Source organism: Streptomyces sp. NPDC037389 (assembly GCF_040636475.1).
Classification (GTDB): Bacteria; Actinomycetota; Actinomycetes; order Streptomycetales; family Streptomycetaceae; genus Streptomyces; species Streptomyces hesseae.
In genome coordinates this window covers 77,897-92,918 of the sequence record NZ_JBEZUS010000004.1, presented here as the reverse complement: position 1 = coordinate 92,918, position 15,022 = coordinate 77,897, and the positions used below count along the sequence as shown (strand labels likewise).

Annotated in this window: 12 protein-coding genes; 9 read left to right on the top strand and 3 right to left on the bottom strand. The window is 72.7% G+C overall.

What is annotated here, in order from left to right; genetic code table 11:
* Positions 1–185 precede the first annotated feature (185 nt).
* The 4 genes from AB0E98_RS10015 to AB0E98_RS10000 all read left to right on the top strand — a co-directional run bounded on the left by AB0E98_RS10015 (position 186) and on the right by AB0E98_RS10000 (position 4,287).
* Positions 186–1,007, top strand: coding sequence for a tryptophan 2,3-dioxygenase family protein (locus tag AB0E98_RS10015; protein ID WP_361700735.1), 822 nt, complete (start codon positions 186–188; stop codon positions 1,005–1,007).
* Positions 1,000–2,256: a kynureninase gene (gene kynU, locus AB0E98_RS10010; protein ID WP_361700732.1), complete on the top strand. Its 1,257-nt coding sequence runs from the start codon at positions 1,000–1,002 to the stop codon at positions 2,254–2,256. The genes AB0E98_RS10015 and kynU overlap by 8 nt, the downstream gene beginning before the upstream one ends.
* Before the next feature lie 112 nt (positions 2,257–2,368).
* Positions 2,369–3,631, top strand: coding sequence for a histidine kinase (locus tag AB0E98_RS10005; protein ID WP_361701508.1), 1,263 nt, complete (start codon positions 2,369–2,371; stop codon positions 3,629–3,631).
* Positions 3,628–4,287 (top strand): response regulator transcription factor, encoded by a 660-nt coding sequence (locus AB0E98_RS10000; protein WP_361700729.1) that lies wholly within the window; start codon positions 3,628–3,630, stop codon positions 4,285–4,287. The genes AB0E98_RS10005 and AB0E98_RS10000 overlap by 4 nt, the downstream gene beginning before the upstream one ends.
* Before the next feature lie 26 nt (positions 4,288–4,313).
* Here AB0E98_RS10000 and AB0E98_RS09995 read toward each other — a convergent pair whose 3' ends face one another.
* Entirely contained in the window at positions 4,314–5,222 is a 909-nt protein-coding gene (locus AB0E98_RS09995; protein WP_361700727.1) for a diacylglycerol kinase, read from the bottom strand.
* Between the two features lie 177 nt (positions 5,223–5,399).
* On the opposite strand from AB0E98_RS09995, the gene AB0E98_RS09990 reads away from it, so the two are divergent.
* Complete coding sequence (locus tag AB0E98_RS09990; protein ID WP_361700724.1) at positions 5,400–6,686, top strand: adenylosuccinate synthase; 1,287 nt, start codon at positions 5,400–5,402, stop codon at positions 6,684–6,686.
* A gap of 90 nt (positions 6,687–6,776) precedes the next feature.
* On the opposite strand, the gene AB0E98_RS09985 is transcribed toward AB0E98_RS09990, so the two are convergent.
* Together AB0E98_RS09985 and AB0E98_RS09980 are read right to left on the bottom strand one after the other, a co-directional pair.
* Positions 6,777–8,537: a serine/threonine-protein kinase gene (locus tag AB0E98_RS09985; protein ID WP_361700721.1), complete on the bottom strand. Its 1,761-nt coding sequence runs from the start codon at positions 8,535–8,537 to the stop codon at positions 6,777–6,779.
* 161 nt (positions 8,538–8,698) lie between these two features.
* Positions 8,699–8,914, bottom strand: a complete 216-nt coding sequence (locus tag AB0E98_RS09980) for a cold-shock protein (RefSeq protein WP_361700718.1) — start codon at positions 8,912–8,914, stop codon at positions 8,699–8,701.
* A 323-nt stretch (positions 8,915–9,237) separates the two neighbouring features.
* Here AB0E98_RS09980 and AB0E98_RS09975 point away from each other — a divergent pair, with 323 nt between their 5' ends.
* The 4 genes from AB0E98_RS09975 to AB0E98_RS09960 all read left to right on the top strand — a co-directional run bounded on the left by AB0E98_RS09975 (position 9,238) and on the right by AB0E98_RS09960 (position 14,918).
* Positions 9,238–10,641: an aspartate aminotransferase family protein gene (locus AB0E98_RS09975; RefSeq protein WP_361700715.1), complete on the top strand. Its 1,404-nt coding sequence runs from the start codon at positions 9,238–9,240 to the stop codon at positions 10,639–10,641.
* 195 nt (positions 10,642–10,836) lie between these two features.
* Positions 10,837–11,511: a GntR family transcriptional regulator gene (locus AB0E98_RS09970; RefSeq protein ID WP_361700713.1), complete on the top strand. Its 675-nt coding sequence runs from the start codon at positions 10,837–10,839 to the stop codon at positions 11,509–11,511.
* A gap of 117 nt (positions 11,512–11,628) precedes the next feature.
* Positions 11,629–14,109, top strand: a complete 2,481-nt coding sequence (locus tag AB0E98_RS09965) for a dolichyl-phosphate beta-glucosyltransferase (protein WP_361701507.1) — start codon at positions 11,629–11,631, stop codon at positions 14,107–14,109.
* Positions 14,110–14,267: 158 nt separating this feature from the next.
* A complete protein-coding gene (locus AB0E98_RS09960; RefSeq protein WP_361700710.1) occupies positions 14,268–14,918 on the top strand; it encodes a hypothetical protein in 651 nt (216 codons plus the stop codon).
* The last annotated feature ends 104 nt before the right edge of the window (positions 14,919–15,022 follow it).

The following is a 15,022-nucleotide window of genomic DNA, read 5'->3' as shown; positions in this document are numbered from 1 at the left end:
CCCGACGCGTCTCCGACGCCTCGTCGCGAACAGGCCCGACACCGGCCCGACACCGGCAACGACACCGCCCACGGCTCTTGCCGTGGGCGGCGTCCGCGACGCAAGATGCGCACAGGGGACCGGGGCTCCGATGCCGACGGGAAGGGGCGGACCGCTACCCGGGAGCACTCTGCGAGGAGTCCGCGATGCCGCACGCCCCCACCGCCCCCCATCTCGAGTTCGAGGGCACGACCCCGTACGAGGCCTACGTCCGCGCCGAGGTCCTCACGAACCTTCAGAAGCCGCTCTCCAGCGACCCCGGCGAGATGGTCTTCCTCGTCACCACCCAGGTCATGGAGCTGTGGTTCACGGTCGTCGTCCATGAGTGGGAGACCGCCGCGCGCGCCCTGCGCGAAGACGAACTGCCCGTCGCGATGGCCGCGCTCAAGCGGTCCGCGTACGAGCTGGCGGCGCTCAACTCCTCCTGGGAGCCGCTCGCCCATCTGACGCCCACCCAGTTCAACTCCTACCGCGCCGCCCTGGGCGAGGCGTCCGGCTTCCAGTCGGCGGCCTACCGCCGCCTGGAGTTCCTGCTCGGTGAGAAGTCCCCCGCGATGCTCGTCCCCTACCGGGGCGCGCCGCGCGTCCACGCGGAGCTGGAGAAGGCCCTCCACGCGCCCGGCCTCTACGACGAGGCGCTGGGCTGGCTGGCCCGGCGCGGCCACGCGATACCCGCCGCCGTCCTCGACCGCGATCTCGCCACGCGCTACACGAGCGACCCGGCCGTCGAGGACGTCTGGCACCGCGTCTACGCGGGCGACCAGAACACCGACGAGTGCCGGCTCGGCGAGGCCCTCACCGAGGTCGCGGAGCTGGTGTGGCGCTGGCGCAACGACCATCTCGTCGCCACGAGACGCGCCATGGGCGCCAAGGTGGGCTCGGGCGGCTCGGCCGGGGTCGCCTGGCTGGAGAAGCGGGCCGGGAAGCACGTCTTCCCCGAACTGTGGACGGCGCGAAGCCGTGTCTGACGCCGGGGGCACCGGAGCGTCCGGCGGATTACGCGCCGGAGGATTACGCGCCGAGGCGGCCGCCCTCGACGCCGCCGACGCGCTGCGCGCCAAGCGCGCGGAGTTCGTCCTCGACGACGACACCGTCTACCTCGACGGCAACTCCCTCGGCGCCCTCCCGCGCGCCGTCCCCGCCCGCCTGGCCGACGTCGTCGGGCGCGAGTGGGGGCGGCTGCGCATCCGGTCGTGGGGCGAGTGCGGCTGGTGGACCGCTCCCGAGCGGGTCGGCGACCGCGTCGGGCGGCTCGTCGGGGCCGCGCCCGGCCGGATCGTCGTGGGCGACTCCACGAGCGTCAACGTCTTCAAGGCCGTCGTCGCCGCCGTCCGCATGGGGGAGGGCGCGGGGTCCGGGGGCCGGGCCAGGGACGAGGTCCTCGTCGACGCGGCCACCTTCCCCACCGACGGCTACATCGCCGCCTCCGCGGCCCGGTTGACCGGCTGCCGGATCCGGGCCGTCCCCGTCGCCGACCTCGCCGCCGCGGCCGGTCCCCGCACCGCCGTGGCCCTCGTCAACCACGTCGACTACCGCACCGGCCGCCTCCACGACCTGCCCGCCCTCACGGCCGCCGTGCACGCCACCGGGGCGCGGATCGTCTGGGACCTGTGCCACAGCGCGGGCGCGCTGCCCGTCGGCCTGGACGCGCACGGCGTGGACCTCGCCGTCGGCTGTACGTACAAGTACCTCAACGGCGGCCCCGGGGCGCCCGCCTTCCTCTACGTCCGGCGCGACCTCCAGCCCCGCTTCGACTCCCCGCTGCCCGGCTGGAACTCCCACGCCGACCCCTTCGGCATGGCCCCCGACCACACCCCGGCCGGCGGCCCGCAGCGCGGCCGCGTCGGCACGCCGGACATCCTCTCCCTGCTCGCGCTGGACGCGGCCCTGGACGTCTGGGAGGACGTCGACCTCACGGCCGTACGGGCCAAGAGCCTCGCCCTCACCGACTTCTTCCTGCGCTGCGCGGAGGCGTACGTACCGGCCGGGCGGGTCGTGTCCGTCACACCCCTCGCGCACGCGGAACGGGGGAGCCAGGTGGCCCTGAAGGCCGCCCCGGCCGAGGCCGCCGCGGGAACGATGGCCGAGCTCGTCCGGCGCGGCGTGGTCGGCGACCACCGCCCCCCGGACCTGCTGCGCTTCGGCTTCACCCCGCTGTACACGACCTTCGCGGAGGTGGAACGGGCGGCGCGGACGCTGGGGGACGTCCTCGCGTAGTACTTGAGACGGACCCCCGGAGATCCGCTGCCAAGCGGACGACGTCTCCGCTCCCGTTGCCTACGGTTGATGTGTGACCAAGACGCATGACACGAACGGCCTGCGCAGCGAGATGCGCCTCCTGGAGAGCGCCACCGACGAGATACGCAAGGACCTGTTCACCGACGCCTTCGCCTTCCGGCCGCTGCCGCCGCTCGGCGACGGAAACGTGCTGGTCCGCATGGCCCCCGGGGGCCTGGGCCGCTATACGCGCTGGCTGCCGCACACGCTGGTCACCGCCTTCACGGCGCTGGTCGCGCTGACCACCCTGGCCGAGCGGCCGAGCATGGCCGGCCTGGTCCTCGCGCTGTTCGCGGCCGTCCCCCTGGTGACCACGCTGCTGCGGCCCGTCGGCGCCTGGTGGCTGTCGATCGGCGCGGTCTTCGTCACCGCCGTGATCCTCGGCGGCGGGCTGTGGACCCCCAGCGGCCTCGTCTCCCACCTCGCCGTCATGGTGCTCGTCACCCTCCGCACCCGCCCCCGGCTGGCCGCCGAGATGTGGCTGCTCACCGGGGCCTTCCAGGTGCTGGTGTCCGTCGCCCACGGCACCGGCATCCACAACGACGTCTTCGAGATCTCCATGTTCTTCGGTGTGGTGCTCTTCGTCACCGCCGCCGTCCGCGCCATGCGCGAGTCCAGGCAGCAGGTCGCCGAGCAGGTCGCCGTCACCCAGGTCGAGCGGTCGCGGCGGACCGTGCTGGAGGAACGCACCACCATCGCCCGCGAGCTCCACGACGTCGTCGCCCACCACATGTCCGTGGTCGCCATCCAGGCCGAGGCCGCGCCCTACCGCGTCCAGGACACCCCGCCCGAGCTGGCCGCCGCCTTCGCCACCATCCGGGAGAACGCCGTGGCCGCCCTCACCGAGCTGCGCCGCGTCCTCGGCGTCGTACGGTCCGAGAACCCGGACGCCTTCGCCGCCCCCGAGGCCCCGCAGCCCACGCTCGCCGACCTCGACGGGCTGCTGGAGAACGTCCGCTCCGCCGGGCTCCCCGTCGACCGGGTCACGACCGGCTCCGTCCGGCCGCTGCCGCAGGGCGTGGAGCTGTCCGCGTACCGCATCGTCCAGGAGGCGCTCAGCAACGTCCTGCGCCACGCGCCCGGCGCCACGGCCCGGATCGAGGTCTCCTACGTCCTCGGCGGGCTCGGCCTGCGGATCGTCAACGGCCGTCCCGACCGTCTCGCCAAGCCCTCCCCGGGCGCCGGCCACGGCGTCCTCGGCATGCGCGAGCGCGTCACGATGCTCGGCGGCGAGATGACGGCGGAGCCCACGCACGACGGCGGCTTCGAGGTCGTCGCCTTCCTTCCCGTCGCACCGGGCGAGGCCGCCGCATGAACATCCGTGTGCTGATCGTCGACGACCAGATGATGGTCCGCGAGGGCTTCTCCGTCCTGCTGGGCGCCCAGCCCGACATCGAGGTGGTCGGGGAGGCCGTGGACGGCCTCGACGCCGTCCGCAAGGTCGCCGAGCTGCGACCGGACGTGGTGCTCATGGACATCCGCATGCCCGGCATGAACGGCCTGGAGGCGACCCGCGAGATCGTCGCCGCCGACTCGGGCGCGAAGGTGCTGGTGCTCACCACCTTCGACCTGGACGAGTACGTCTACCAGGCGCTGCGTTCCGGGGCGAGCGGCTTCCTGCTGAAGGACGCCTCCGCCCGTCAGCTCGCCGACGGCGTGCGCGTCGTCGCCGACGGCGAGGCGCTGCTGGCGCCCACGGTCACCAAGCGGCTGATCCAGGAGTTCTCCCGCCTGGGCACCCCCAAGGCCCCCACCCCGGAGCGCGTCGGCGACCTCACGGAGCGGGAGACGGAGGTGCTGGTGCTGGTCGCCCAGGGGCGCTCGAACGCGGAGATCGCGGAGCATCTGGTGGTGGCGGAGTCGACGGTGAAGACGCACGTCAGCCGGATCCTGGTGAAGCTCGGCCTGCGGGACCGGACGCAGGCGGCCGTCTTCGCGTACGAGGCGGGCCTGGTCCGGCCGGGCGGCTGACACCCCCGGGCACCCACCCCGCCGCGCTACTCCCGCGGCAGGGTCAGCCCCCACGCGTCCCCCACCGCCGTCCACGTCCGGGTCCGTACCGGCCCCCGGACGCGGTTGTCGGCGCGGTAGCGGAAGTCCGGGCCGGAGACCGTGACCGTGCGGGCCAGGACCCGCAGCGGGGCGCTCGCGGGGTCGCCCGCGTGGACGACGACCTCGGCCAGGCCGTCCACGGCCGTCACCGCGACCCGTCCGACCGGCCGGTCGAGATCGGCCAGCACCTCCCCGTCCGCCTCCACCCGCAGCCGCGTCGCCGAGGGCAGCGGATGCCGCCCGGCCGCCGCCGGCCCGGACAGCAGCGTCAGGGCCGTACGGGCGGTCCGGGCGGCCGGCGTCCACCACGACTGGTGCCCGCCGGGGCCCCCGTCCGGCCCGCCCCCGGGCGCGGGGACCACCGCCCCCGTCGGCGTGCTCCGGCCGTCCGCCCGCCCCGCCCGTACGGCCCCCGCGGGCGCCCAGAGGCCGCCCAGGACGACGCCGTCGCTCTCGTCGGCCAGCAGGCCCAGCCGCCGCTCCGCGCCGTCCAGCACCGCCCTGGCGGCCGCCACGGTCCCCAGGGGGACGCCCAGCACCCGGGCCACCGACACCGCGGGGAGCGCCCCGACGGGCACCCACGCCAGCGGGGCGTCCGCCAACTCGCGGCGGCGGTGGAGCAGGCCCACAATTCGCAGGAGGGCCCGGTCGTCGCCGATCACGACGATCCGTCGCCGTCCGCGCCGGGCGACGGCGCGCGCCACCTCCTCCGGACCGCCCGGGAGACAGATTTTGGCCACCGCTCCGGCGCACAGCACATCCCTCGCGATCCGCGTGGACTCGCCGTCCACACGCCTGGCGACCGGGTCGATGACGACGAGCAGCTGCGCTCCGCTCGGGTCTGGAGCCGACACCTTCGTCCTTCCTCAGGTAATCTCTCGGTGCAAGAGCCCCTGTCGCTGTTGCGCCAGGGGCTTCGTCTATCCGGGGCACCGGTTCGACGGCTCTAGCGGTGGTGAACGCCCGTATCACGCGGGCGGCAGGCCACCTGTGCACGTTGGACATGCCCCGCCCGGAAGGGGTGTACGCCTGTGCCCGCACTTGTGCTGCTCGGTGCTCAGTGGGGTGACGAGGGCAAGGGAAAGGCCACCGACCTCCTCGGTGGATCCGTCGACTACGTGGTGCGCTACCAAGGTGGCAACAACGCCGGCCACACGGTCGTCGTGGGTGACCAGAAATACGCGCTCCACCTTCTCCCTTCCGGAATCCTCTCGCCGGGGTGTACCCCGGTCATCGGCAACGGTGTCGTGGTCGACCCGGCTGTCCTGCTCTCCGAGCTGAGCGGGCTCAACGATCGCGGCGTCGACACGTCCAAGCTGCTGATCAGCGGTAACGCGCACCTGATCACGCCCTACAACGTCACCCTCGACAAGGTGGGCGAGCGCTTCCTCGGCAAGCGCAAGATCGGCACCACCGGCCGGGGCATCGGCCCGACCTACGCCGACAAGATCAACCGCGTGGGCATCCGGGTTCAGGACCTCTACGACGAGTCGATCCTGACCCAGAAGGTCGAGGCGGCCCTGGAGCTGAAGAACCAGCTCCTGGCCAAGCTCTACAACCGCCGCGCCATCGACCCGGCGAAGATCGTCGACGGCCTGCTGGACTACGCCGACCAGATCAAGCCCTTCGTCGCCGACACCACGCTGATCCTGAACAACGCCATCGACGAGGGCAAGGTCGTCCTCTTCGAGGGCGGCCAGGGCACGCTGCTCGACGTCGACCACGGCACGTACCCCTTCGTCACCTCCTCGAACCCGACCGCGGGCGGCGCCTGCACGGGCGCGGGCGTGGGCCCGACGAAGATCAACCGCGTGATCGGCATCCTGAAGGCGTACACCACGCGCGTCGGCGCCGGCCCGTTCCCGACCGAGCTGTTCGACAAGGACGGCGAGGCGCTGCGCACCATCGGTGGCGAGCGCGGTGTCACCACCGGCCGTGACCGCCGCTGCGGCTGGTTCGACGCGGTCATCGCCCGCTACGCCACGCGCGTCAACGGCCTGACGGACTTCTTCCTCACCAAGCTCGACGTGCTCACCGGCTGGGAGCAGATCCCGGTCTGCGTCGCGTACGAGATCGACGGCAAGCGCGTCGAGGAGCTGCCCTACAGCCAGACCGACTTCCACCACGCGAAGCCGATCTACGAGATGCTGCCGGGCTGGACCGAGGACATCTCCAAGGCCAAGACCTTCGCCGAGCTGCCGAAGAACGCCCAGGCGTACGTCAAGGCGCTGGAGGAGATGTCGGGCGCGCCGATCTCCGCGATCGGCGTCGGCCCGGGCCGCGACGAGACGATCGAGATCAACTCCTTCCTCTCGTAATCCCGGTCGTACACGTCGTACACGTCGTACGCGTCGTACACAAGGGCGCCCCGACGGCTTCGAGCCGTCGGGGCGCCCTTTGCGTTTGCTTCAGCTCGTTTTGCTGTAGACCAGCGAGGCGTCCTTGGTGCCGGAGTCGGTGAAGTCGCGCCGCATCCGGTTGTCCGGCAGCAGGGTCAGGCTGGACGGGGAGCCGGGCTGGCAGGCGGACGACGGGCTCGCCTGGGTGACGGTCGACGGTCCCAGGCGCAGGGAGCCCCCGCCGCCGCCGGTCACCGCCGCGTGCCACCGGCAGGAGTAGGACGTGCCGTCGGAGAGGGTGCCGCTGCCCTGGATGCTGACGTCCCCCGTGACGGTGATGATCCGGTAGTTGGCGCCCGCGCCGCTGTCGAAGGTGGTCTGCCAGGTGCCGGAGTAGCCCGGATACTCCCCGGACGGGGTGGGGTCCTTGGTGGTCGGGTCGCCCGTGGGCGGCGGCGCCGGGGACGTCCTGGGCGGGGTGGTCCGCCCGGAGGGCGAATCGGGGCTCTGCGCCGGGGCGGAGGACGACGTGCCGGGGGCCTGGCCGGCGCCGTTGGTCTTGGCGCCGGTGTCCCGGTTGAGCAGATACACCGTCCCGCCGCCCGCCAGCAGTCCGGCGGCCACGATCAGGGCCACGAGGTAGGGCGTCTTCGAGTGGCGCTGCGGCGCGGCCGGCGCCGTCGGGTGGTACGGGCCGCCGTACGGGCCGTACGCGCCCGGCACGGGCGTCTCCGGCGTGTGCGGCGGCATCGGCTGGTGATGCGGCGGGTACGGGCCGCCCGGCGCGGTGAGCGTGGGCGGGTCCGCCGGCCGGCCGCCCGGGGGCGGTCCGACGTGGGTGGGCGGCTCGGCCGCCGGGGGTATGGGCTCGGCGACCGTCGGCGGATGGCCGGGGGCACGCGTCGGCTCCTCCACCTCCAGGAGGCTGATCGCGTGCCTGCCCAGCTGGGCGACGAGGCCGCCGGGCAGCCAGGGCTCGGCGGACCGCAGGTCCTCCAGCTGGTCCTGGACCCCGGTGCGGGCCAGGACCTCCGCGGGTGTCGGCCGGTCGCCGGGCTCCTTGGCGAGGCACGCCGCGATCAGCGGCCGCAGTCCGTCCGGCACCTCGGCGAGCTCCGGCTCCTCGTGGACGATCCGGTACATCACGGAGTGCACGGCGCTGTCGGCCGCGCCGAAGGGCATCCGGCCGCCCGCCGCGTACGCCAGCACCGAGCCGAGGCCGAAGACGTCGCTCGCGGGCGTGATCGTGTCGCCGCGCACCTGCTCGGGCGACATGAAGCCCGGGGAGCCGACGGTCGCGCCGGTACGGGTGAGGCCGGCGCCGGTGACGGTCTCCAGGGCCCGGGCGATGCCGAAGTCGATGACGCGGGGCCCGTCGAGGGTGATCAGCACGTTCGACGGCTTGAGGTCGCGGTGGACGATCCCGGCGGCGTGCACCGACTGGAGGGCACGGGCGAGCCCCGCGCCGAGAATCCTGACGGACCGCTCCGGCAGCGGCCCGAAGTCACGGTCGACGACCCGGCCCAGCGAGGGCCCGGCGATATAGCCGGTGGCCACCCAGGGCACGGCCGCCTCGGTCTCCGCGTCCAGCACGGGCGCGGTCCACTCGCCGCCCACCCGCTGCGCCGAGCGCACCTCCTGGGCGAACCGGCGGCGGAACTCCTCCTGTCCCGCCAGCTCCGGGCGGACCACCTTCACCGCGACCGTGCGGCCCCGGCCGGAACGGGCGAGATAGACCCGGCCCATCCCGCCCTCGCCCAGCCGCCCCAGCAGCCGGTACGAGCCGAGTGTGCGCGGATCCTCCGGCGACAGACCTTCGATGCCGTCCATGCCGGCACTCCTTCCCCCATGTTTCACGGCGGAGAATACCGACACTGCAAAGGGCCGGGTATCCGCACGGCGAAATCGCCGATACCCGGCCCGTGAACGGGGGCGCGCGATCCTACCGGACGCGCCGGTTCGGACGTCGGTAGGACGTCGTAGGACGTCGGTCAGACGTCGGCCCGGGAGGGGAGGATGTTCTCCGCCTGCGGACCCTTCTGCCCCTGGGTGATGTCGAAGGTGACCTTCTGCCCCTGCTGGAGCTCCCGATAACCCTGGGTGGAGATGTTGGAGTAGTGGGCGAAGACGTCGGCGCCGCCGCCGTCCTGCTGGATGAAGCCGAACCCCTTTTCCGAGTTGAACCACTTCACGATGCCGGTAGCCAAACTGATCGATCTCCTTAATGGGGGCGCACGGCGGAATTCCGTACTCCAGGAAAACGCAAGTGCGCCCGAGATCACGGACCTTCAGGCGCACATGACAAATGGGACCAATACTGCAACCGCGAAAGACCGTAGCAGGAGGAAACCACCGAATGTGGATTTCCCGTACGGCGATTTGCGGGGGCGTCCACCGGCCGGACGGCCCACTCGGCACTGTGTCCACGGGGGCGCCCGGCGGCCGACACAGTGCCGGTACCCGGGCCCGGCCCGGCTCCCTAGGCTCGGCCCGACAGCGCCTGCCGATCAACCGATCAGAGGTCACGCCCGTGAGCACGCAGCCAGTTCCCACCGCCACGCAGCCAGTTCCCACCGACGCCGCGGCGGTCAAGGCCGCCGACCGCGCCCACGTCTTCCACTCCTGGTCCGCGCAGGGCCTCATCGACCCACCGGCCGTGGCCGGCGCCGAGGGCTCGTACTTCTGGGACTACGACGGCAACCGCTACCTCGACTTCTCCTCCCAACTCGTCAACACCAACATCGGCCATCAACACCCCAAGGTCGTCGCCGCGATCCAGGAGCAGGCGGCCCGGCTGTGCACGATCGCGCCCGGCTTCGCCGTGGACGTACGCTCCGAGGCCGCGCGGCTGATCGCCGGGCGGACCCCCGGCGACCTCGACAAGATCTTCTTCACCAACGGCGGCGCGGAGGCCGTGGAGAACGCCGTCCGGATGGCCCGGCTGCACACCGGCCGCCCCAAGGTGCTCAGTGCCTACCGCTCGTACCACGGCGCCACCGCCGCCGCGATCAACCTCACCGGTGACCCGCGCCGTTGGCCCTCCGACACGGCCTCGGCCGGCGTGGTGCGCTTCTGGGGCCCGTTCCGCTACCGCTCGCCGTTCCACGCGGAGAGCGAGGAGCAGGAGTGCGAGCGCGCGCTGCGGCACCTTGAGGACACCATCGCCTTCGAGGGGCCGGGCACGATCGCCGCGATCATCCTGGAGACCGTGCCCGGCACTGCGGGGATCATGGTCCCTCCCCCGGCTACCGCTGGGAGGTACCCCCAGCCCGGCTACCTCCCGGGCGTCCGGGCGCTGTGCGACCGGTACGGCATCGTCCTGATCCTCGACGAGGTCATGTCCGGCTTCGGGCGGACGGGCCGCTGGTTCGCCGCCGACCACTTCGGGGTCGTCCCCGATCTGCTGACCTTCGCCAAGGGAGTCAACTCCGGCTACGTTCCGCTCGGCGGCGTCGCCATCTCGGCGGAGATCGCCGCCACGTTCGAGGGACGGCCCTACCCCGGCGGTCTCACCTACTCCGGCCACCCGCTGGCCTGCGCCTCCGCCGTGGCGACGATCAACGCGATGGCCGAGGAGGGGATCGTCGAGAACGCGGCGCGGATCGGCGAGGACGTTCTCGGCCCGGGCCTGCGCGAGCTCGCCGAGCGCCACCCGTCCGTCGGCGACGTCCGCGGCCTCGGCGTCTTCTGGGCCGTCGAACTCGTCCGCGACCGCCGCACCCGCGAGCCGTTGGTGCCGTACGCGGCGACGGGCGAGGCGAACGCGCCGATGGCGGCCGTCACGGCGGCGATCAAGGCGGCGGGCCTCTGGCCGTTCGTGAACATGAACCGGGTGCACGTGGTGCCGCCGTGCACCATCACGGACGAGGAGGCGAAGCGGGGCCTGGCGGCCCTCGACGAGGCCCTCGCGGTCGCGGACCGGTACGCGGCCTGACGGCGGTACGGCCCCGCCCGGCTCCCCGGGCGGGGCCGTACCGCCGGTACCCACTCCCACAGCGCGCACACAGCATCAGGTACCGTTCACCGTCCCGTGCGCCCGGTCATACCGCCCGACGTCGGCCCTCGCCTATGGTTGCGAGGGCCGTTCGCATGCCAGGCGTGCGGCCACGGAAAGGGAGACGAAGGACCAATGCCAGGCAGCGAGGCTGTCAAGCGCACGACGCTGCGCTCACAGATCGCCGAAGCCCTGCGCGACGAGGTCATCGCGGGGCGGCTCCCGTCGGGGCGGCAGTTCACCGTCAAGGAGATCGCCGAGCAGTACGGGGTCTCGGCCACCCCTGTCCGCGAGGCGCTGCTCGACCTCTGCTCACAGGGCCTGCTCGACGTCGAGCTGCACAAGGGCTACCGGGTGCGCGAGTTCTCGCACGCCGACTTCCGCGACATGATCGAGGCCCGCACGCTCGTCGTCGAGGGCATGTTCCGGCGCTCCGCCGAGCAGGCGTTGCTCCAGGCCACCCCGGAGGCGCTGGCCTCCGTGCGCCGCCGGGCCGACGAGGCCGCGCGGGCGGCCCTCGCGGGCGATCTCGACATCCTCATCGGCTACGACCTCCGCTTCTGGCGGGAGATGGCCGGACTCGTAGGAAACCCCTATATATCCGACTTCCTGGACCGGCTCCGGGTGCAGAGCTGGATCTTCACCGTCCCCCTGCTGCGCCACCTCGGCGACCTCCGGGGGCGGCTGTGGCACCGCCACGCCGAGCTGGCGGAGGCCATCGCCTGCCGGGACGTCGAGCGGGCCCAGCGGATCGTCGTCGCGTACAACCGGCACACCCTGGAGCTGATCGAGGTCCTGAACCAGACATAAGTCCGGTATGTCCGGAAGGTCTGGTAATTCCGTTCGACGGCTGATCGATGCACTACGCATAGAGTCTCGAGATCCGCTCGCAGTCGTCGACACAACGGAATGTGATGCGCAATGAAGATGACGCCGGTCCCGCCCGCCGCGGCCGACGAGGAGGACGGGGGCGCCATCGGGCTGTCGGTGATCGTCCCGGCGTACAACGAGGAGGACCGGCTCGCGCCCACGCTCAAGGCGGTCCGCGCCCACCTCGATGACGGCCCCGACCCGGTCGCCTGGGAACTGATCGTCGTCGACGACGGCTCGACCGACGCCACGGCGGCCGTCGCCGAGGCCGCCGCCGTCGAGGAGCCCCGCATCCGTCTGCTGCGCACCCCCGCCAACCGGGGCAAGGGCCACGCCGTACGCACCGGCGTCCTCGCCTCGCGCGGCCGCCGCGTCCTGATAACCGACGCCGACCTGGCCACGCCCATCGAGGAACTGGCGCTCCTGGAACACCGGATGGACGAGGGCGCCACCGCCGCCGTGGGCTCCCGCGCCCTGCCCGGCTCCCGGATAGCCGTCCGGCAGCACGCGCTGCGCGAGACCATGGGCCGGATCGGCGCCCGGCTGATCCGCGCCGCCGCCGTCCCCGGCATCCGCGACACCCAGTGCGGCTTCAAGCTCTTCGACGGCGACAAGGTCCGCACCGCCTTCTCCCGCTCCCGGCTGGACGGCTGGTCCTACGACTTCGAGATACTGCGGCACTTCCACCGGCAGGACTGGGAGGTCGCCGAGGTGCCCGTGCGCTGGGCCCATCAGCCCGGTTCGAAGGTCCGGCCCCTCGCCTACCCCCGTGTCCTCGCCGACCTCGTGCGCGTCCGCTGGCTCGCGCGGCGCCGGACGGACGGCCCGGCGCGGATCGCGATACCCGCGCTCTTCCTCCTCCTGAGCGTCCTCCTCTACGCGGGGCTGTGGAGCGACCCGGCCGGCCGCTATCTGATCGACTCGGACCAGGACCAGCAGCAGTGGGAATGGTTCTTCGCCGTCACCGCCGACAACGTCGCGCATCTGCGCAATCCGCTCTTCAGCGCTCTCCAGAACTTCCCGCTGGGCGTCAACCTCATGGCGAACACCGCCATGCTGGGCCTGTCCATCCCCCTCGCACCGCTCACCCTGGCCTTCGGCCCCCAGTTCACCTGGGCCGTCGTGCTCACGGGCGGGCTCACGGCGACGGCCTGCGCCTGGTACTGGCTGCTGGCCAGGCGCTTCACCCGCTCCCGCTGGGCGGCCGCGCTGGGTGGCGGCTTCTGCGCCTTCGCGCCACCGATGATCTCGCACGGCAACGCCCACCCCAACTTCGTGGTGCTGTTCATGATGCCGCTGATCATCGACCGGCTGCTGCGGCTCTGCGGGGGCCGCCGGACCGTGCGCGACGGTGTCGTCCTCGGCTTCTTTCTCGCCTACCAGGTCTTCCTCGGCGAGGAGGCCCTGCTGCTGGCCGCCACCGGCCTCCTCCTCTTCGCCCTCGGCTACGCGGCCGCCTCCCCGCACGTGGCCGCGGCCGTCGCCCGGCCCCTGCTGCGCGGCCTCGGCATCGCCGCCCTCGTCTCCCTGCCGCTGGTGATCGTCCCCCTGGCCTGGCAGTTCGACGGCCCGCAGAGCTACAGCAGCGTGCTGCACGGGCAGGCGGGCAACCACCCCATGGCGCTTCTGGAGTTCGCCACCCGCTCACTGGCCGGGGACGGGTCGGTCGCCGCGTCGCTCTCCTTCAACCGGACCGAGGAGAACGCCTTCTTCGGCTGGCCGCTGATCGTTGTCACCGTCGCCCTCGTCGTCCACCTCAAGGGCCGGCCGGCCGTCCGCGCCCTCGGCTTCACCGCGCTGGCCGCCGCCGTCCTCTCCCTCGGCCGGAACATCCCGCTGCCGGGCACCGGCAAGACGCTCCCCGGACCGTGGCGGCTGATGGCGGAGGCGCCTCTCTTTGAATCGGTCATCGAGGCCCGGATGGCGATGGTCTGCGTCCCCGCCCTCGGCATTCTCCTCGCCCTCGCCTGCGACCGGCTCGCCGAGCGGCGGGAGCGCAGCGAGCGCGAGAGCTCCCGCCGGGTCATCGGCTGTGCCGCCCTCGCCGCCGCCCTCCTGCCGCTGCTGCCGACCCCCTACCGCACCGTCGAGCGCGAACCGGCGCCCGCGTTCTTCGCCGACGGCACCTGGCGGGAGCACGTCCGCGACGGGCACTCGCTGGTGCCCGTACCCGTGCCCGGGCCCAAGGAGACCGCGGCCCTCGGCTGGCAGATCGACGCCGGTCTCGGCTTCTCGTTCCCCGGCGGCTACTTCAACGGGCCCTACGGACCCGACCGGATCGGCATCTACGGCCCCGCGTGGCGCGCCACCTCCGAACTGCTGCACAAGGTCCAGGAGACCGGCCGGGTACCCGGCATCGGGGAGCAGCAGCGCCGGGCGTTCCAGGAGGACCTCGCGTTCTGGCGCGCCGACGCGCTCGTCCTCCCCGACCAGCGGCAGCACAGCGCCGAGCTGCGGACGGCCGTCACCCGGCTGACGGGCGAGGAGCCCCGCTGGATCGGCGACACGTGGGTGTGGGACGTGCGCGTGGACCGTTGACCCCGGGGCCGACGGCTCCGGGGCCGAAGCCGGCCGGAAGCCAAGCGGATTCGGCGCGTCTACGTCTGCCGGCCCGGTATGACAACCGGCTGAGCGGCACTACTCTGGCCCGACCACCCGACCATCGGACGGGAAGGCGATGACGAGAGTGAGCTCACGTGGCCTGTGACCTGTGGCTGGTGCCCCTAGTCGACGTGCTCTGCCACAGCCCCGACAACCCCTTCGCCGACGAGATCGCCGCCTACGACAAGGCACTCGGCGAGGCGGGGCTTCCCCCGGTGCCCGTCTTCGGTTACATGCCGGGTCTCTCCGGGGACGTGGCACCCGTCGCGGGCTTCGACTACGACGCCCTGCACTTCCTGCGCCGCGCCCATCTGCTGAACCTCTGTGGCCTCGCCGTCACTCCGGTGGATGAACTCGGCGGGGACTACGAGCAGTTGCTGGAGATGTTCGAGAGCACGGCGCAGCAGTCGCACCTGGTCTGGCACTACGACCACGCGGGGGCGTACGTGCCGGTGGACTTCCCGCATCCGCTGTCCAACGACGAACTCCTCGAAGGCGGCGGGCCGCTGGGATCCAGCCACGGTCTGCTGCGCGAACTCCACTCCGTGGCACCGGTCCTGGGCATCGACCCCGACAACCCACCGGCCCCGCCGGCAGCGCCCGACCACCCCACGACCCTGGAGGAACGCGCGGCCCCGGGCCCCCACGACGACAGCCCGTTCGCCCGGGAACGCCACGTCTGGCTGGGGCTGCACGCGGCGGCGACACGGAGCCTGGGGCAGGGATCGATGATCGTCTTCAGCTGATGTCGTCCTCGAACGCCGGACGGGCTGACTTTGTCAGCCCGTCCGGCGGGGTGGGCCCGGGTGAGCCGGGGGGGGGGGCCGGGTGGCACACCCGGGGAGGCTGC

Excerpts from the sequence above, each read along its gene's own strand:
- AB0E98_RS10015 (WP_361700735.1), top strand. The coding sequence starts at position 186 with ATGCCGCACGCCCCCACCGCCCCCCATCTCGAGTTCGAGGGCACGACC.
- AB0E98_RS10005 (WP_361701508.1), top strand. The coding sequence starts at position 2,369 with ATGCGCCTCCTGGAGAGCGCCACCGACGAGATACGCAAGGACCTGTTC.
- AB0E98_RS10000 (WP_361700729.1), top strand. The coding sequence starts at position 3,628 with ATGAACATCCGTGTGCTGATCGTCGACGACCAGATGATGGTCCGCGAG.
- AB0E98_RS09985 (WP_361700721.1), bottom strand. The coding sequence starts at position 8,537 with ATGGACGGCATCGAAGGTCTGTCGCCGGAGGATCCGCGCACACTCGGC.
- AB0E98_RS09970 (WP_361700713.1), top strand. The coding sequence starts at position 10,837 with ATGCCAGGCAGCGAGGCTGTCAAGCGCACGACGCTGCGCTCACAGATC.
- AB0E98_RS09965 (WP_361701507.1), top strand. The coding sequence starts at position 11,629 with ATGACGCCGGTCCCGCCCGCCGCGGCCGACGAGGAGGACGGGGGCGCC.